Origin of the sequence: uncultured Kordia sp., assembly GCF_947496985.1 — a bacterium.
Classification (GTDB): domain Bacteria; phylum Bacteroidota; class Bacteroidia; order Flavobacteriales; family Flavobacteriaceae; genus Kordia.
In genome coordinates this window covers 220,685-239,384 of sequence record NZ_CANMEZ010000003.1, presented here as the reverse complement: position 1 = coordinate 239,384, position 18,700 = coordinate 220,685, and the positions used below count along the sequence as shown (strand labels likewise).

The following is an 18,700-nucleotide window of genomic DNA, read 5'->3' as shown; positions in this document are numbered from 1 at the left end:
AAGTTTTGTCAGATAGATTTACGATTATGGCAAGATTGAATGACAGGTTGGCAGAACTTTTGTTTTTTCTTCGATAAATTTCATGCGATACATCCTTTTTGTTAATCTGAATCCTATATATTTGTTTTACTAAACTGAATATATAATGGAATACATCAGTGTATTTGATATGCTTAAAATTGGTGTTGGCCCGTCAAGTTCCCATACTTTAGGTCCTTGGAGAGCTGCTGAAAGCTGGATTGAAGAGTTAAAAGCTACTGATCTTTTTGATGCAGTTACTTCAATTAAAGTAGATTTATACGGTTCTTTATCTTTAACTGGAAAAGGGCATGCTACCGATTTGGCAGTTTTACTTGGGTTGTATGGTGCAGACCCAGAAACGGTTCCTACTGAAAGTATTTCCACAATTGTAAGTTCTATTAATGAACAAGAAGTTTTAAATTTCAATCAAGAAAAAGAAATCTCTTTTACACCAAGTAAAGACATTATATTTAATTCAGATTTTCTTCCTTTTCATCCAAATGGTATTACTTTTCATGCCGTTGCAAATCATAAAATATATTCATCTACTTTTTATTCTATCGGTGGTGGTTTTGTGGTAAAGGAAGAAGAAACACATTCAGATACGGATCATCCAATTCGTATTTTCCCATTTCCTATTAATAAAGCAACCGATTTAATCGATTTTTGCAATCAAGAACAAAAGAAGATTTCTGAAATTGTTTTACTAAACGAAACTTTATTGCGTTTTCCAGAAGAGATCGATGCCGAATTGCGTCGTGTTTGGAACACCATGTTAGAATGTATGTACACTGGTTGTCATACCACTGGAATTTTGCCTGGTGGACTTAATGTAAAACGAAGAGCATATGATATTCACCAAAAGTTAAAAGGTGATTTACCATATAACTCTCCCGAAGATTGGTTACAAAAGATAAGAAAGACTACCGTAAAGTTTCGTCAAATTTTTAAATGGGTAAGCTGTTTTGCTTTAGCTGTAAATGAAGTAAATGCTTCATTAGGAAGAGTTGTGACAGCACCAACGAATGGGAGCGCTGGTGTTATTCCTGCAGTTTTAATGTATTATATGGTGATTGAAAATCATAAAGCAGATTTTAGTCATATCAAACGCTTTTTATTAGTTGCTGGTGAAATTGGAAGCATTTTTAAGAAAGGTGCCACTATTTCTGCTGCAATGGGTGGTTGTCAAGCTGAAATTGGCGTATCTTCTGCCATGGCAGCTGGTGCATTGACAGAATTATATGGAGGTTCGCCTGAACAAGTCATGATTGCTGCCGAAATTGCCATGGAACATCATTTAGGTTTAACCTGTGATCCTATTGGTGGCTTAGTACAAGTACCATGCATTGAGCGAAATTCTATGGGAGCGATAAAAGCGATTAATGCAGCCGAACTTGCAATGGAAACCAATCCTGAAGACGTTAAAGTTCCGCTTGATAAAGTAGTGAACACCATGTGGGAAACCGCAAAAGATATGAATTCAAAGTATAAAGAAACTTCTGAAGGCGGTTTGGCCGTTGGTGTAAACTTAGCAGATTGTTAGTATGCTTTTTTCTTGACACACGCAATCACATGTAATTTCGTGAGAAATATTATCAAAAATATTACATTTTTTTTAAGATTTTTACATTCTTTTTTCAGTAACTTCAGTGTATTATTTACCATAAAAATTATTAATCATGAAAAACAGAAGTATCAAAGCATTAGCGCTTAACAAGAAATCAATCTCTAATCTTAACGTCGGTATTAAAGGAGGACGCGCATCAATTACAGGAACTTTTACACACACGTTCACGCACACATTTACCGACACATTTACGGATACACTTACAGATACGTATACGCACACATCAACAGACACGATTACGGATACTATAGATCCAAATGATCCTACTGTTGGATAGACATTAAGTGATAATTATTGTAAAGAGACGAGTTATAATTCGTCTCTTTATATTTTGAAGATATACTTATAATTATTCTTGACAACCTTTTTTCCGGCGTGTATCAATTAAGTAGATAATTTTCCACTTTCCGTTGTCCTTAAATAGTTGAAATGAATTTACGCCACAATGCAAAAACTTTCCATCTAACCAAAATTCGTAAGGTGTCCATACATTGGCCATTGTTCCATCTATTTGAACGTTATAAGATTGAATACGTTCATCCCAAGTTGGACTGTCAGCTCTAGTAGCAACCGCTTTTATAAAGCCTTCGGCATTGCCTTTTCGTAATATTGACTCTCCTTTTTTAGTCATGAAGGTCGTTTGCAAGATGATATCTTTATGAACTACTTCTTGCATCATGACAGAATCTTTTTTGTGAAATCCTTCAAAAAATTGAATTACAGCTTGTTTTACAGCTTTTACATCGTCTGTTTGGGCATTCAAGCTAAAACTAATTATACAAAATAATAAGAGGATATAGGTTTTCATGTTGATTGATTTTTTGAAAAATAATATAAAAACTGGAAAACTAGTTTCGTTTTATCATAGTTTTAAGATTTTTAACAAATCTCCAACCATATTATTTAACTACTTTTACTTTTTTATAAATAAGTGATTTTTATTAAGATAATGGTCTATTCTTGAATATTGAATCTTTTTTATGAAATATCTATTAAAAAAAACAGCTATCGCCCTAACCTTATTTTTCATTACAACCATTAGCTTAAGTCAAAACAAAGACAAAATCTATTTGGCACATGATCATAATTATTATCCAAATTACTCTTATATAGTTACAGAAATTATCATTCATTCTGATTCAACATATACACGAAAAAATTATAACGTTTCTAGTAAAAAAGATTGGAAAACTTTTAGAAAATACACACCAGAGATTTCAAAAGGTTATATTCTCTACAAGAAGAAAATCACAATTTTAACAAGAGAAAAAAATAATCCAAAAACATTTCATTCTTGGACTGTTAAGATCAAAAAAAGAAAACTCATTTTTTTTCTACCTAATAGAAAAGGAAAAATGCGAAGGACTTACGTATATAAAAGAGTCGACTCAAATTGAATTAAAAATATAACATTCCATAAAATTTCATTCCATTTATTATCACTACATTGTTTAGCAAAATAACCAACCAATGATTACGACTATTCTAACCAAAGTATTACTTCCCCTATCGCTTGGTATTATTATGCTAGGTATGGGAATGACCTTAGTTCCAAAAGATTTTACACGAATTACAAAATATCCTAAAGCAGCGTTTATTGGCATTGTAAATCAGCTTATATTTTTACCAATTATTGGCTTCTCATTAGCCATTGCTTTTGGTTTAGATTCCACCATGGCAATTGGATTAATGATTTTAGCAGCTGCCCCTGGTGGCCCTACAAGTAATTTGATCACACAAGTTTGCAAAGGAAATATTGCCTTGTCAGTTACCTTAACAGCTATTGTCAGTTTTGCAACTATTTTGACAATTCCGACAATTTTATCATTTGCACTTGACTATTTTGGAAGTACTACTGATGTTGTGATTAAGTTACCTATAATAGATATTATACTTCAAATACTTGTTATTATTGCCATACCTATTTCAATAGGAATGCTCATTCGTCGTTCAAAACCAGCGTTTGCTATACGAATGGAAAAACAAATGCGTACAGCTTCTACAGTTATTTTTGTATTGATTTTTATTGCAATCGTGGCTGCAAAATGGAAATTTCTAGGAGATGCCATGAAACAAGTTGGAGTGGTAACGTTACTTCTTAATATTGCCACTATGACATTAGGTTATGTAACGGCTCGTTTATTTAAGCTCAATTTAAAAGATTCTATCTCCATAACCGTAGAAAGTGGTATTCAAAATGGAACATTAGCAATTGTAATTGCAACTACAGTTTTAAACAATTTAGATATGGCTATTCCTATTGTTGCATATTCCATTTGGATGTTTGTGACGGGTAGTATTTTAATGTGGTATTTTAGTAAACGAAAAGAAATAAATTAATTTTATGTTTAAAACTCCAACAATACAAACGCTTCCGCAGAAAAAACTCATTGGGAAGTCAACTCGAATGTCTTTAGTCAATAACACAACTCCAGTATTATGGAGAAGTTTTATGCAAAATAGAAAGCATGTCAAAAATGTAATTGGCAGCGATTTTTATTCTATTCAAGTATATGATGACGATTTGTATTTTAAAAATTTCAATCCGCAGACAGCGTTTACTAAATATGCTATGACAGAAGTTATTGATTTCTCTTTTATTCCTGATGAAATGGAAACCTTAACCATCGAATCTGGTTTGTACGCTGTATTTATTTATAAAGGACTACCTTCTGGCTTTCCAGCATTAGCGAATTATATTTTTGGTGAATGGTTGCCAAATTCAAGCTATAATTTAGATAACAGACCACATTTTGAAGTATTGGGAGAAAACTATAATCCATCTGATGAAAACTCGCAGGAAGAGGTTTGGATTCCGATTAAAAAAATCTAAACATAAAATTAGTAATTACAGAGAGATAATTTTAAAAAAAGATTTTTGTAAAAATTATATAAATATTATATTATGCGGCTAAAATTATAAGAATGAAAAAAATAATAATTATTGTATTGTTAGCATTAGTATCAAATACTATTTATGCACAAAAAGTAAAATTCAAAAAGGATAAAGTAAAAGTAGATGGAAAAGAAATCTTCAAATTCGAAAGAGAAGATTTTGGATCAAAATTTACTATTTATTCACTTGATGGCGAAGATGAATTGATATATATGGAGGCTGATAACGGAGGAACACAAAATTACTTTGGCGATGATGCAGTAAAGATCGTTTTTTTTGACAGTGAAAAAACATTATTTACGAGTAGTTTGGCTGGTAAATCATGGAAAAACATTATAAAGATTCTCTACAAAGGGAAAGTTTTCAATGATAAGGGAGAGATCGATGAAAAAAAGGTGAGAAAGTTCATTTTAAAATATCAATAAGCTTTCTTTTTCACAGGAGCTTTGCTTTTATTACAAGAAAATATTGTAAATTAAAAATCCTAGAAATCTTACTAATCGCACCATAAGATTCCTAGGATCAACTAAACTAACTTGTGTTACATGTCCTTAGAATGCGTTAAGTTAAGCTGTGTACAAAACTAACACGCTTCGATTTTGTTGTCACACATATTATAAATAATATTATTTCCGTTAACAAATTCAATATTGTTTAACGTTTGTAAATAAATATTAAACAAATATACGATTTATATATAAGAAGTTTGCAATAATTACTGTCTTTTAATTACGGATAAACTGTAATTGATATTTTTTCTTGCGAAAAATATAGCGCATTATGTTTGTCTGATTTTAAATTATTTACCTCATCATACGTTAACACTAGTTTTTTTTGTATTATTTTTATGGCTTCATAAAATATTATATATGTCAGTTGCAAAGAAACAGTACAAAAGAGTTACCACTAAATCAGTTGTAGAAATGAAAAGTAATGGAGAAAAAATTTCCATGCTTACCGCTTATGATTATACAATGGCAAAGATTGTAGATGGTGCTGGAATTGATGTAATTTTAGTTGGAGACTCTGCCAGTAATGTAATGGCCGGACACGAAACGACATTACCTATTACATTAGATCAAATGATTTACCATGCTTCTTCTGTTGTTAGAGCAATTAATAGAGCTTTGGTTGTAGTAGATTTACCTTTTGGAACGTATCAATCTGATCCGAAAGAAGCATTGCGTTCTGCGATTCGAATTATGAAAGAATCTGGTGGACATGCTGTAAAAGTTGAAGGAGGAAAAGAAATTAAAGAATCAATAAAGCGTATTTTAAATGCTGGAATTCCTGTGATGGGGCATTTAGGATTAACGCCACAATCTATTTATAAGTTTGGAACATATACAGTTCGTGCAAAAGAAGAAGAAGAAGCTGCTAAATTAAAAGAAGATGCCAAAATGCTTGAAAAAGCAGGTTGTTTTGCGGTTGTATTGGAAAAAGTTCCTGCTACTTTAGCAAAAGAAGTTGCTGAAAGTCTTACGATTCCTGTGATTGGAATTGGTGCTGGAAATGGTGTAGACGGACAAGTATTGGTAACACATGATATGTTAGGAATGACACATGAGTTTAATCCACGTTTTTTACGTCGTTATTTAAGTATGTATGAAGAAATGACAAACGCTTTTAAACAGTATGCTGCTGATGTGAAATCGGTTGATTTCCCTAATGAATCGGAGCAATATTAAACTAGACTTTCTTAGACTTTTAGATTGTAGATTTTTTCCTCCTGAGATGCTCATATTTAATAAATAAATATGATAGTATGCACCGTTTTAAAGAATTAGAAATTTGGAAAAAAAGTAGGTTGTTTTGTGCATCAATCTACAACACGACATCAAAGTTTCCAGCATTAGAAAAATTTGGCTTAATAAATCAATTACGCAGAGCTAGCGTATCAATTCCTTCAAACATAGCGGAAGGAACTTCAAGAGATTCAAATAAAGATTTTATTCGATTTTTAAGAATTGCTGTTGGTTCAGCTTATGAAATAGAAACACAATTGTTAATTGCGAATGATTTGGGATTTCTTTCAAAAGAAGATTTACAAAAACTCATCAAAGAACTTCACGTAATTATCAAAATGATTTCTAAATTTACAACGATATTAAAAACATAAATATCCAACAATTCAATAATCTAACCATCTGACGCATGTCTAAAATAATTTCCACAAAAAATAACTTACAAGTGCTTTATGAAGATAATCATGTGATTGTTGTTAATAAACGTGCTGGAGATATTGTGCAAGGTGACAAAACTGGAGATAAACCACTGAGCGATGTTGTAAAGGAATATATTGCTAAAAAATATAATAAGCCTGGAAATGTGTTTTTAGGTGTTGTACACCGTTTAGACAGACCTACAACTGGTATTGTTGTTTTTGCAAGAACTTCCAAAGCTTTACCGCGATTGAATCTTCAGTTTGTAGAGAAAAAAACAAAGAAAACGTACTGGGCAGTTGTTAAAAACACACCGCCAAAATCAAATGATATGTTAACTCATTGGCTTCGCAAGAATCCGAAGAATAACAAATCGACGGCATTTTCTAAAGAAATTGACGGAAGTAAAAAAGCCATTTTAGAGTATACAGTTAAGAAAAAACTTGATCGTTACGTTTTGTTAGAAATTGCATTACATACAGGAAGACATCATCAAATTAGAGCGCAATTGGCAACGATTGATTGTGCAATTAAAGGTGATTTAAAGTATGGTTTTAATCGTTCCAATAAAGATGCAAGCATACATTTACATGCACGCAAGTTAGTTTTCACACATCCTGTAAAGAAAGAACAAGTAGAAATTATAGCGCCAACACCAAAAGATCCCATTTGGGACGCCTGTAATTAATTTACAAAAAATAGCTTCCAGAAAAATTCTGAAAGCTATTTCGCTTCTAAGAATGATAATTCTTATTTGTTCATTTGAATACGATTACATTCCTGCTTTGGTTGCTGCTAACACACGCATAGAAGCATCAATTAATCCGTACTGGTGATCTGTAATGTCCATATCAAATGTATTTGCCGTACTGTTTAATGCTGATAACATTTTATCTTGATATGCATCTTGTAAAGAGTTGTAATTAATATTTGTAACTGTACCATCTTGTCCAATATGAATCATTTGTTGCTCTTTATTATATGTTACAATTCCAGAAGCTGGCGATGTATAGTCATCATCATGATTTCTTCCAAAAATATCAATACTTCCTACAATCGAAAATAAATTTCCTTTAGGATCATAAATAGATTGCATAATTAAATGATCGTCTTTTTGAAAACCAGTGACTGCGTCAATTTTTACAGAAGATAACGATCCACCTTGCGCATAAAAGAATGTATTATCAGGATAATATGCTCTGTAATCATAATCATTCTCTTTAAATTCTACAAAAGGATTTTCTCTTGAGTTATCAAAACTAGAAACGCCCATAGAACTTAAAAAGTTTTGGTATGTAAATGTTTTCACTGGATTCGTATCTGGTCCAAATATTTCTTCATAATACGCCAATACAGAACGTGCGATACTATGTGATACAATTCCGGCGAAGTACATCGTTCCTCCATCATCTTGATAATTAAAAACAGCATTTAAAACTGTATTTAAATGGTCTACGCAAAATGTAACTGCCTTGGCTGTATAATCAATAATTTTATTCGTTTCAACAGTCGCAACAACACCTACGCCATCTGTAATTACAATTTCTGCACCATCTGCAATAATTTTAGCAGCATCTGCAGCAACATCAATAGCGCCATCTACAATTTTAATGACCCAATCAGGAATTTGAGTCGCATCTGCCATTGTATAGGTAACTTCAACTTGATCTATATAATTTCCACTAAAATCCATTCCAAAGGTTACAGTTGCCTTATCATTGGTTTCTAATTGAATATGCTCTAAATCAATTCTAAAAGAAGCTTTCGAAGAACCTAACGTAATTACAGGATCATAAATACGGTATTTTACATTTTGTGCGTAAAATTCACTGTTATAAATATTGTTTTTTCGATCATGATCAGAACCTGGATACAATGCAATAAAGTTATTAATAACATTGGTTGTATTGAAACTTGGTTCATGATCAAATAATTGAAAACTTTCAATGGTGTCATCCATATCATCTTCACCGTTATCATCCATCAAATCTTCCATTTTTATTCTTGCATTGGGTCCAATCAATGCAGTTCTTCCTTGATAATTTGCTTTAGAGTATACACGAATCCATGTTTGTGTACTTGTTGTAATAGAGCTGATATCATCTTTCATGTTATCGCCGTCATGATCGTGCCAGTGCACGTCTTCTAAATCAGAAACATTTCTTGCTCCATCATAGTTTTTATAGCGACCATCAAAGTCATCATCTTTAAAAAATGATACATTACATGTTGACATAATTTTGTGTTTTTTTAGTTAATATATTTTTTTGGTAAACAATTCTATGATTGAATTGTGAATACAAAGAAATACAGAAACACACACTCGTCTATCACTTTTGAGTTATACAAATCTTCTACAATTTGTTAAAACAGGTTATACAAACCTTCTACACAAACACGTAAACAACTAATAATTAAAACATTATTTAATTTTAACAAATTTTCACTATTCATTCGTTTGTAGTAAAAATGTAGAATGATAAGCGTAACGAGAATTAAAAAACACATGCTTTTTATAAGCTATTTATGAAATTATAAATCTCTTCTTCTTTCCCAAGTTCTAGTTTCTTTTTGAGTCGATAACGCGCCATTTGAACACTGGAAGAACTGATATTCATTAATTGCGCAATTTCTTTTGTAGATAAACCCATTTTAATATAACAACAATGACGCTCGTCTTGTAGAGTAAGATTGTTAATTATTTCACGTAAACGATTGAAGAAATTTGGATGTACACCATCGAAATGAATTTTAAAAGTAGACCAATCTTGATCGAGTCGATTTTGGCTTTGAATCATTTCTTTTAGTTTTTTCACTTCCTTTTGAGATTCATTACCACTTTTGTATTCTAGTTTTTTTATATTTTTAGATAATTGTTGGAGCAACTCATTTTTTTTCAACATTTGTAACGTCATCGTCGCTAATTCGCGTTGTTTATGATTCATTTGTTCTTCGAGCTGTTTCTTTTCTATAAGGTTTCTTTTTTCCTGTTCATGCATCAATCGATTACGAAGTTTATATCTATTAAAAAATAATAACAACACAATACTACTTAATAAAAGAATGAAAAACATAGTGTTTCGTAAACGTTTTTGCAAGGTGTTTTCCGCATTTAAAGAAGCATTTAATTTTTTCTGAACAATTAGTTGCGCTTCTTTTTTCTCTGTTTCATACCTAATTTTCAAGTTTTCAGTTTCGTGAATACGAGTTTCTTTATAATACTTTTCATGTGTTTTAATAAGGCTATCAGCATATTTAGCTAAAAGAGTGGCGTTATCTTTATGCTTATAATAATTCATCATATAGATGTAACCGCCCATAACATAATCTAATGCCTGAATACGCTTAGATATCTCTAAACTTTGATTGATCAATTTTGCAGATTTTCCCCAGTCGCCTAATTGTTGATACATATTAGATTCTACTAATAATGTGGACGCATACAACTGATCGTAATTCGTAGCTTTTAGTATTTTTAATGCTTTTGCTATGCTTTCTTTTGTTTTACCATATTCTTTTCTTTCTAAGTAAATATTAGATAGGTTGGAATAACACACACCAACTCCACGTTGATTATTAAGCTTTTCCATTATTGGAATACACGCTAAAAATTGCTTTTCGGAAGTGTTGTATTCTCCAGATTGCATCAATGTGATTCCCAAATCTTTTAAAGCATAAGCTAACGCCCAATCATCTTTATCTTTTGTTGCAGCAACAATGACTTTTTTTATAATTTCGAGCGATTTTTCACGCTGCCCTTGCATATCATAAATTGCGGAAATGTTTAATAATGGTGAGTATTTAGACTTTTCTACAAAAGAATATTGTTCACCAACCTTTTGTGCTAGATAAAACTGCTCTAAAGACTTATCAAATTGTCCCCAATCTCTATATACTAAACCTGCATAAACATGTCCGTCTATCGCATACTTTTTTTGATCTCCTGATTGATTTATTAACCAATGACTCGCGGCTAATGTTAATTGTGGTGAACTGTATAAGTATCTATTTGCAAAATCAACTATATATATTAATTCATCTTTAGTTAATCGATAGGGTTGAATGTAATTTTCTCCATTATGAAATAAAACCCAAGTGATTCCCGCTGTCAATTTATGCTGTTTTGCAATTTTAATTGCTTCTTTAAAGTATTTTTCGGCATTTTCTGCGTCTCCTTCCAGGTCTGAAAGTGCTCCCAATCCTGTCAAGAACTTCACTTTGCTTTGATTGTCTCTTGTATTTTCGAAAAGTTGTATGCCTTCCGTATAGTTCTTTTTAGCTTCTTCTGTTTGTTTTTCTTTTGCTAAGATTCGAGCTTTACGATATAATAGCTGTATTTGACTATGCGTATTATTTTCAGCTTTTGCTATAGCTAAACTATCATTGAGTTCTTCTATTTTTTTAGTAACATCTGTTACAATTATATACTCTGGAAGGTCTTTTTTTTCAACTGTCGTTAGTTCCTGCGCATGTAGTATTGATAACGCACAACTTATTAAAAAGATTATAATACTACACCTATATTTTCGTTTTGTCATTCTGAAAATTATTGAGTGATTTTCACAAATTAGAATTTAATTTTTTTAACATGGCACAATGCAAATCGCTAGTCCAATATAAATGATTTAATTTTTGTGAAATTTATGAAGAAATAATCTTTAAAATGCATTTCAAATTGCAATACATTTTAAAGATTTTTATCATTTTACACTCAAATGAATCAGCAGAAAGTATTTACTTCTAGAGATTCATTTGAGTATTAAATGTTAGTATATTATCCTTTTGGTTCTAAGATAAGAGTGATTTTATTGAAATCCGCTGCACTATTGATCACTTTTCTGTATTCTTCATATTCAGATGCAGCAACAATATTCATTCGGTAATATTCGTTGGCTACAATCGTTAATACATTGTCTTTGAGTTCATAATCAGATAAGAAAGAAAGTGCCTTTTTCCCTTTTCTTATGTATGAATTGTCAATTTTTATATCATCCAAATTACTTATTTGATAACCTTCAGGAATGTTTACTTTAATTGTTCGTACATAGCTACGTTGAAATTCATTCTCAACTGGCATCACACGCTTTTTTTCTTGATATAATTGCATTTGTTGCCCGATTAAATCTCCAACTTTGAATAGGTATTTTTTTCCAGCTTTTTCTACTAGTGCATCCGATTCTACAGTTGTGTTTACTATTAAAGGCTTTACTCCAAATAATTCAGGAGCTTCATTTGTCATTTTTTTACTAATAATTTCAGCATCTTTATGAATTCTTTTTCCGAAACCTTCCATCAATTCTGTTCGTTGTTCTTCATTGAAAAGATTTGAAAACGCTTGTACATATAATGCGTAGTATCCTGTAAGTTCGTTGGTGAAATCCACGTTTATGATGGTAAGGTCATCTTCATCAAATGATACTTCAAAGTTCATTTTATCAACAGTTTTATTCGCTTTGATAGGCTTTATATACTTTATTTTTCCAACTGCCGATTTGTAATCGCCAACTTTTACTTCTTTGATGAATAAGCCATAGTTATCCGTTAAATTTGCTGGAGGAAAGCCATATCTACTATCAAGCTCTGTTGGTGAAAGGTATTTTTTATATTTTGGAATGTATATTAAGAAATCTCTTAGGAAGTTGTTTGCTTCAAACTTTTTATCAAATTTTAAATCTCTTCTATCTGAAGTTATTACGATTTGATTTTTAATTCCCAATGTATTTAAAACTGCCGTATATAAGCTCGTAAAACCAGATTCACTCGCTACTTTTTTATCTAGCGTTTCTTCTAAATTATAATCAACTCCTTCTGAACTGAATACATTTGTTTTTATGAATCGTTCTAAGGTTCTGATAATTTCTTCTTGATCAGTAAGTTTATCAATTCCCGCTTCAGCAATAAACTTCTTGATTTTCTTTTTCTCCTTTTTCGAATACTCAGGATAGTAATAACTGTAGATGTTTTGTGATACCTCTCCGTAAGAAGAAATATTGTTTACACCTGACGCAAGGTTTTTATCCAATTTATACACTACAAAACCTCTTTGCGCATTGTACGCAGATTGTGCCTCTCTTTCCAACGATTCAACATTATCCATACGAATATTCCAATGTTTTTTTTCTTTGAGAATTGTATCTCTTACCACTTCTGGCACTCCGTTGTAGCTTTTGAATGCAAATAATAAATTTGTAGGAGCGTATAAATCAAATTTTACTTCTTTTTTAGGATGTGATGTTTGTAATGATAGTTTTCTTCCTTTGTAACTTGGACGTTTTTTTACAACATAGAAGTATTCAATAAAACTCCCTTTTTCAATTCCTTCTAATGCAAAATAAGTGTATTTGCTTCCTGTTTCTTCGTCAATAGCAGATAATACTTTAGATTTATCTAGCTCTAAAATTTCTCCTTTTTTGTTGATTACACGCGCTTTACTTACTTCTAAATTAGAACTTGTCGCATATGGAATATAGATTTTGTTGTAGTCTTCTATTTTTTCATCTGAGTTTAACCAAACAATTCTGTGTTCCAAGAAATATTCTACAAATGAGTTTTCATTTTCAAAGAAAAACTCTGTGATCACTTGTTCTTTTAAGGTTATGATTTGTTCATCTTTTTCACTTTCATCTATGGTATAGTTTGGATTTTCTTCCCAGTCATAAGATTTAAATTCAGCCATTTCCTGTGCTATTATCGCTTGAATTGATAACGTCACAAATAAAGTTATGAGTATTTTTTTCATATATTATGATTTCTTTTTTAAAACGATAATTTCTTTAAAGTTTTTTTCAATTTTTTTGATCAACTTGTTTACTTTTTTCTGTTGTTCAATAGATAAACTTAAATAATTCAATTCACCATTATGACTATACAGTATTCGATTTTCTTCTTGTTTGTATGTTATTGCTGATCGAATCCATTCGTTTTTAACTTCAATATTTTCGGGCATATATGATACTTCATAGCCTTCTGGAATGGCAAATATTGTTTGATAGTTATAATGAATTTTGTACGTGTTTTTGATTTCATGTTTTCTGTCTTTCTTTGTTTTGAAAGAAGATAAATCTTTGATTAGATTCAGGTTTACATAAATTTCATCATCAATACTTTTCACATAGTTTGCAATATTGAAATCGTATTCTACTATAAAGTTTTCATCATATTCATATAGGTTTTTTTCTTTAAAATTGTCTACTAAAAAGCTATTACTTCCTTTACGTAAAATACTGTTGTAGAAAGATGTACGTTTCTCGTCTGACTTGATACTTTCCAAGTAATTGAAATAGTGATTTTTTTCATAACCAGAGAGTTCTATTTTCCCCTTTCCAACAATGTTTTCACCGTCAATTGAGATATACGTTGTGTCAATTGTAGCATTTCGCATGGCATCTATTACAGGAACTTCTTCTATTCTAAAGTCACCTTCTCCATTTCCGATTAACGCTTCTTTCCCTTGTATGAAAGACGAAGGGAAATCAATTGGTAAATATCTACCTGTCGCATCTAAAAAGTATGTTTTCCCTTCATATTGATACGACAAAATCATGTGATTGTCTACAATTGGCGTTGGTACTTCTTCGTAAGAATACGGAATGGTTCGTGTACCAATCCACGTAAGGTTTCCTTTGAGTCCGGCAATGTCTAACATCGTTGCTAAGATGCTCGAATTGTCTTTACAATCGCCATATTTCTTTTTGTATACGTCATTTGCTTCCCTTGGCACAAAACCTCCTAAAGCGTACTCAAAAGCAATGTATTTTATATTTTTTTGTACCCAATAGTAAATTGCTCTTACTTTTTCTAAATCATTGGCTTTGTCGGCAGTTATTTCGTTGACAATTGTCACTAGCTCTTGATCACATTCTTGTGTGTTTACATCTTTTACCAATGAATAATACCAATTATATAAATCAGAAACTTCACCTAATAATTTCACATCTTTATTATCTTCATCTTTGTAAGATGTGATGATTGGAACAATATGTGGCAATATGTTTTTATACGTTGGAACGTTTTCCTCATAATCAATTTTGTCTATATTTTGAATTTCCCACGTATAGACGATGTTTCCTCTTTTTTCTTTTTTAGAGAAGTTAATTGGAATGTTTTCTGTATTGAATTCTTTAAACTGTAACGAAATATCTTTATCAGCAATTATGGTTACTTTTCGATGTTTTACAGGCGAAAATCCTCCAAAATAAAATGGACTTAAGAAACGAGGATTTTTCACTTTTTCAGCATATTCAAGTTTCGTTTTTGAACCTTCTTTTAAGTTAGGATAGATAAAGTTTAATGATTTTGTATCATCATGAAAGGATTTATCTAATTCATCTTTTTCTTTGAATTCTTTTACTTCTGTTTCTCTGTATTTTCCTTTTACATAATTAAATGCGGACGCTTCCACTTCTATCATTTCAAAAAATGAAGAGAAGTTTAATGATCGTTTTGATTTGTACGTTGCACTCTCATTTAAATAGATATCTTCCTCTAGGAAACGTTGTGTAATTTCTAGATTTCCTTTTTTGAGTTTGATCTCTATGGTAGTTTCTTCTTGTAATGTAACTTGATTCGCGTTTGGATATTTTTGTTTCAGATTGGTATATTCTGAAGATTTTTGTCCAAACATAGCACTTGTAGACACAAGTGCTATAATCAGTAATGATATGTTTTTAAAGAGTTTTTGACTCGTATATTTCTCCATTAAAATAGTATTCTGTTTTTGTATGTTTGCCTGCTTCATCGTAATGCTTAACTTCTCCTGTAATTTCATCATTTACCAAGTTAGCTTCCATTTTTAATTGTCCATTTTCATGGTATATTTTTGTTTTTCCATGAAGCTTTCCGTGTTTGTATTCTTTTTCATTTTTCAGCTTCCCATTTTCGTAGTATTCTTTCGTAGTTCCGTGATATTCTCCATCTATATAAGTAAGTTCACTTTCTGGTTTACCATCATAATAGAACGAATTGTATACACCTGTAAAATCTCCAAATTTTACTTCCATTTCTCTTGAAACTTGTCCGTTATCATAGAATGCTTTTATTTTCCCTGTTTCATTTGTTATTGGAATCATATCAACTTCTTTTCCGTCCGTTCCCAAATAACTATATCCAATAAGTCTTCCATATTCGTAAAAACGAACGAGCTGTAAATTTCCTAATGGATCAAAAAATTCTTTACGTCCGTGTTCTTTCCCTTTTTTGTACGGTGTAGATATTTCTAGTTTACCATTGTCGTAATAAGATGTGTACAATCCTTCTTCTTTCCCTCTATGATGTGTAGATTTTCGCGTAATTGTTCCGTCATCACTATACGCTATTGACTCTCCATGTATATTACCTTGGTAATAGCTTTGCACTAGTTGTACTTTTCCATCATCATTATACCAAGTCCATTTTCCATCTTCATTTCCATTTACATATGATCCTTCTACCCTTTTCTTTCCTGTAAAAGAATACGATATAGATTCTCCATGTTTTACACCATTTACATAGGTAAATGATACGTTTGGCTTGTTATTGGTATAATTGTATGAAAAAAGACCATTTTTCGCTTCTTTTTGATGATCAATTTTTTGAAACGATTTTTCATTTTGATCAAAGTATTCATCTGTAAGTAACGTTCCATATTTGTATACAAGTTGTCTGTCTAATTTTCCATTGTTCGTATACTCTGTTTGCATTCCATGCAATTCCCCTTTGTGATAGAAATAGATACTTTCTACTGTTCCATCTAAGTAGTAATCGCGGAATTCACCAAATTCTTTTCCGTCTTTATACCAACATTGATGCTTCATTTGTCCATTATTGTAATATGTAGCATGGTAACCATCTTCAACACCTTCATTATTATAGTTTATGACTGATTCTTTTTTACCATTTTTGTAATATGTAATGTGTTCACCAATTGTATTGTTATCTTTATATGAACCTTCTCCACTTAATGCACCATGATCTGTGTAAAATTTCCATTTACCTTTTTTTCCACCTTCTATATCATATACTCCTTCTGAAGTAATGTTTCCGTATGGAGAATAACTTTTGTATAGAAATTCACCGCCTTTTTTCTTGGCTTGCTTTATAATTTTCCCTGCTTTATCATAAAATTTATATGCAATGATTTCACCTTTACGGTATGTATATTCATAATGAATTTTACCATCTCTATCGTAATGCTTATTTATTCCGTTGAGTTTTCCTCTCACATATGTGTATTCATCTTCAATAGTTTTATCATCATAATACACAGTCCATTTTCCATTTGGTTTTCCGTCTACATACGTTCCTTTATCATTTATGTTTCCATTTACATGGTAGGTAATATATGCACCATTAAGTTCGTCGTCTTTATAGTTTGCTTCTGAAATTACATCTCCTTTAAGGTTGTATCTTTTTTCTACACCATTTGTTTTCCCATCCGCATAGTACATGTCTCTGTATACTTTTCCATTTGCATAGTATTCTAAAATTTTACCATCTGGATAGTCATCTTTATAGTTGATATCATATTCAGGTAATAATTCTCCAACTCTAAAGTATGAGATATACTTTCCATTCAGCTTTCCATTTTTGAAATATTTTTTTTGCTGTAATGCACCTTGTTTGTTGTAATATTTGTATTCTCCATCAAATTCTCCGTCTGTATAGTTTGCGTTTATGTATACAGTTCCATCTTCATAATACATTAAGTTATTGCCTGTTAATTTTCCATTTGTATAACTAGCAGTTTCTTTAACTTTTCCGTGTTCATTATACCATTGCCAATCACCTTCACGTTCACCACTTGAACTAAATGTTCCTTCACCTGTTAAACGTCCGTAACTATTGTAGAATTTCCATTTTCCAACAAGCAATTCACCTTTCAGTTCTCCTTGCCCTTCTACATATCCTCCTTGATAGAAATATGATAATTCTTTTTCTTCTCCATCAACAGTTACAATATTGGTACTTAAGATTCCTTTCCATTTTTGTATGGCTTGTTTTAAGAATTCGATAATATCTTTTTCTTTTCGCTTTATCTGTTTTTTATATTTTTTGTTTTCAATAGAAGCTACTAATGTGTATGCGAAATTTTCAAAATGATCATTTGCTTGAATCCACTGGTAAAATGGCACAAACTTTTTACTCCAAAAACCATCTGTTCCTTCATAGTTTTCCAATTGTGCTAACATTGCGTGGTTTTGTCGTACTAGTGCAACGTCAATTTTGTGACTTATTTTGTAATCGTCATTCAGTGCAATTTTATTATCAATTACTAAATCAATATCTTCAAAGTATTCATCATCTTCAGAGATTTCTATATCAGGATCTGCTTCATTTTCGTTTTTGTTAGATACAATATCATTCAATGAACGAAGCGTATCAAAAGCTCCTTCCCCATCAGGATCTAGCATAAGATATATGTTGTAACACATTAATGCTTGCGTTACTTTACCTTGTCTATAGCAAATATTTCCTAATTTTAAATAGGCTTCTCTAAAAAACGGATTGAGCGTTATAACTTTTTGATAGGCTTGTACAGCTTCTTCAATTCTTCCAGATTTTTGCAGTGAAGTACCTTTGTTATTCCAAAGTTTATGAAATTTAGGGTATTTTTTTATTCCTTCTTCGTATACTTCAATAGCCATGTCATATTTTTCCATAGCTGCATACGCAACACCTTTGTTTATGTAAAAATATGCTTTCGCATCACCACAGTCATAAGCTTCTCCATCATCTAATACTTTGATAACTTCCTCATACTTTTCTAGGTTGATGAGATAGTAAGCTTTTGATGTTAGAAGGGAGCAATACGTAGAATCATTTTTATTGATTTTTTCAATGAGTGCAAGTGCTTTTGCACTTTCACCTTTTTGTTCCTCTTCTTGAATTTGCTCTATAATTTTTGCAGGATCAATAAAAGGAATTTTTTCTTGTGATATACTGACAAAGGGAAGCAATAGCAGTATACAGAAATACGGGAATTTTTTCATAGATAAATAAAATTGTTAATGTATGTGA

General features: G+C 31.3%; 14 protein-coding genes. 8 read left to right on the top strand and 6 right to left on the bottom strand.

What is annotated here, in order from left to right:
* The first annotated feature begins 145 nt into the window (after positions 1–145).
* Both Q0828_RS09445 and Q0828_RS09440 read left to right on the top strand, forming a co-directional pair.
* A complete protein-coding gene (locus Q0828_RS09445; RefSeq protein ID WP_298419936.1) occupies positions 146–1,564 on the top strand; it encodes an L-serine ammonia-lyase in 1,419 nt (472 codons plus the stop codon).
* Between the two features lie 136 nt (positions 1,565–1,700).
* On the top strand, positions 1,701–1,925 hold the full coding sequence (locus Q0828_RS09440; RefSeq protein WP_298419934.1) for a hypothetical protein: 225 nt from the start codon (positions 1,701–1,703) through the stop codon (positions 1,923–1,925).
* 72 nt (positions 1,926–1,997) lie between these two features.
* Here the strand turns inward: Q0828_RS09440 and Q0828_RS09435 are convergent, their stop codons facing one another.
* A complete protein-coding gene (locus Q0828_RS09435; RefSeq protein WP_298419932.1) occupies positions 1,998–2,456 on the bottom strand; it encodes a nuclear transport factor 2 family protein in 459 nt (152 codons plus the stop codon).
* A gap of 662 nt (positions 2,457–3,118) precedes the next feature.
* Here Q0828_RS09435 and Q0828_RS09430 point away from each other — a divergent pair.
* From Q0828_RS09430 to Q0828_RS09405, 6 genes are all read left to right on the top strand, one after another.
* Complete coding sequence (locus Q0828_RS09430) at positions 3,119–3,988, top strand: bile acid:sodium symporter family protein (protein WP_298419930.1); 870 nt, start codon at positions 3,119–3,121, stop codon at positions 3,986–3,988.
* A gap of 4 nt (positions 3,989–3,992) precedes the next feature.
* On the top strand, positions 3,993–4,481 hold the full coding sequence (locus tag Q0828_RS09425; protein WP_298419928.1) for a GyrI-like domain-containing protein: 489 nt from the start codon (positions 3,993–3,995) through the stop codon (positions 4,479–4,481).
* A 92-nt stretch (positions 4,482–4,573) separates the two neighbouring features.
* Positions 4,574–4,969 (top strand): hypothetical protein, encoded by a 396-nt coding sequence (locus tag Q0828_RS09420; RefSeq protein ID WP_298419925.1) that lies wholly within the window; start codon positions 4,574–4,576, stop codon positions 4,967–4,969.
* Positions 4,970–5,413: 444 nt separating this feature from the next.
* On the top strand, positions 5,414–6,232 hold the full coding sequence (gene panB / locus Q0828_RS09415; RefSeq protein WP_298419923.1) for a 3-methyl-2-oxobutanoate hydroxymethyltransferase: 819 nt from the start codon (positions 5,414–5,416) through the stop codon (positions 6,230–6,232).
* 77 nt (positions 6,233–6,309) lie between these two features.
* A complete protein-coding gene (locus Q0828_RS09410; protein WP_298419921.1) occupies positions 6,310–6,663 on the top strand; it encodes a four helix bundle protein in 354 nt (117 codons plus the stop codon).
* Between the two features lie 35 nt (positions 6,664–6,698).
* Positions 6,699–7,394 carry an RluA family pseudouridine synthase gene (locus Q0828_RS09405; protein WP_298419920.1) on the top strand — a complete coding sequence of 232 codons (696 nt, stop codon included), beginning with the start codon at positions 6,699–6,701 and terminating at the stop codon, positions 7,392–7,394.
* 84 nt (positions 7,395–7,478) lie between these two features.
* Here the strand turns inward: Q0828_RS09405 and Q0828_RS09400 are convergent, their stop codons facing one another.
* The 5 genes from Q0828_RS09400 to Q0828_RS09380 all read right to left on the bottom strand — a co-directional run bounded on the left by Q0828_RS09400 (position 7,479) and on the right by Q0828_RS09380 (position 18,672).
* Entirely contained in the window at positions 7,479–8,942 is a 1,464-nt protein-coding gene (locus Q0828_RS09400) for a peptidase inhibitor family I36 protein (protein ID WP_298419918.1), read from the bottom strand.
* Between the two features lie 277 nt (positions 8,943–9,219).
* Positions 9,220–11,244 (bottom strand): hypothetical protein, encoded by a 2,025-nt coding sequence (locus tag Q0828_RS09395; protein WP_298419916.1) that lies wholly within the window; start codon positions 11,242–11,244, stop codon positions 9,220–9,222.
* Positions 11,245–11,480: 236 nt separating this feature from the next.
* Entirely contained in the window at positions 11,481–13,445 is a 1,965-nt protein-coding gene (locus Q0828_RS09390) for a DUF3857 domain-containing protein (protein WP_298419914.1), read from the bottom strand.
* Positions 13,446–13,448: 3 nt separating this feature from the next.
* Positions 13,449–15,404, bottom strand: a complete 1,956-nt coding sequence (locus Q0828_RS09385; RefSeq protein ID WP_298419912.1) for a DUF3857 domain-containing protein — start codon at positions 15,402–15,404, stop codon at positions 13,449–13,451.
* Positions 15,373–18,672: a tetratricopeptide repeat protein gene (locus Q0828_RS09380; RefSeq protein ID WP_298419910.1), complete on the bottom strand. Its 3,300-nt coding sequence runs from the start codon at positions 18,670–18,672 to the stop codon at positions 15,373–15,375. Before Q0828_RS09380 ends, Q0828_RS09385 begins: the two co-directional genes overlap by 32 nt.
* Between the last annotated feature and the right edge of the window lie 28 nt (positions 18,673–18,700).

What these genes read in the sequence shown, in the direction of transcription:
- Q0828_RS09430 (WP_298419930.1), top strand. Translation starts at nt 3,119, where the DNA reads ATGATTACGACTATTCTAACCAAAGTATTACTTCCCCTATCGCTTGGT.
- Q0828_RS09420 (WP_298419925.1), top strand. Translation starts at nt 4,574, where the DNA reads ATGAAAAAAATAATAATTATTGTATTGTTAGCATTAGTATCAAATACT.
- Q0828_RS09385 (WP_298419912.1), bottom strand. Translation starts at nt 15,404, where the DNA reads ATGGAGAAATATACGAGTCAAAAACTCTTTAAAAACATATCATTACTG.
- Q0828_RS09400 (WP_298419918.1), bottom strand. Translation starts at nt 8,942, where the DNA reads ATGTCAACATGTAATGTATCATTTTTTAAAGATGATGACTTTGATGGT.
- Q0828_RS09435 (WP_298419932.1), bottom strand. Translation starts at nt 2,456, where the DNA reads ATGAAAACCTATATCCTCTTATTATTTTGTATAATTAGTTTTAGCTTG.
- Q0828_RS09445 (WP_298419936.1), top strand. Translation starts at nt 146, where the DNA reads ATGGAATACATCAGTGTATTTGATATGCTTAAAATTGGTGTTGGCCCG.
- Q0828_RS09395 (WP_298419916.1), bottom strand. Translation starts at nt 11,244, where the DNA reads ATGACAAAACGAAAATATAGGTGTAGTATTATAATCTTTTTAATAAGT.
- panB (WP_298419923.1), top strand. Translation starts at nt 5,414, where the DNA reads ATGTCAGTTGCAAAGAAACAGTACAAAAGAGTTACCACTAAATCAGTT.
- Q0828_RS09410 (WP_298419921.1), top strand. Translation starts at nt 6,310, where the DNA reads ATGCACCGTTTTAAAGAATTAGAAATTTGGAAAAAAAGTAGGTTGTTT.
- Q0828_RS09390 (WP_298419914.1), bottom strand. Translation starts at nt 13,445, where the DNA reads ATGAAAAAAATACTCATAACTTTATTTGTGACGTTATCAATTCAAGCG.
- Q0828_RS09440 (WP_298419934.1), top strand. Translation starts at nt 1,701, where the DNA reads ATGAAAAACAGAAGTATCAAAGCATTAGCGCTTAACAAGAAATCAATC.
- Q0828_RS09380 (WP_298419910.1), bottom strand. Translation starts at nt 18,672, where the DNA reads ATGAAAAAATTCCCGTATTTCTGTATACTGCTATTGCTTCCCTTTGTC.
- Q0828_RS09405 (WP_298419920.1), top strand. Translation starts at nt 6,699, where the DNA reads ATGTCTAAAATAATTTCCACAAAAAATAACTTACAAGTGCTTTATGAA.
- Q0828_RS09425 (WP_298419928.1), top strand. Translation starts at nt 3,993, where the DNA reads ATGTTTAAAACTCCAACAATACAAACGCTTCCGCAGAAAAAACTCATT.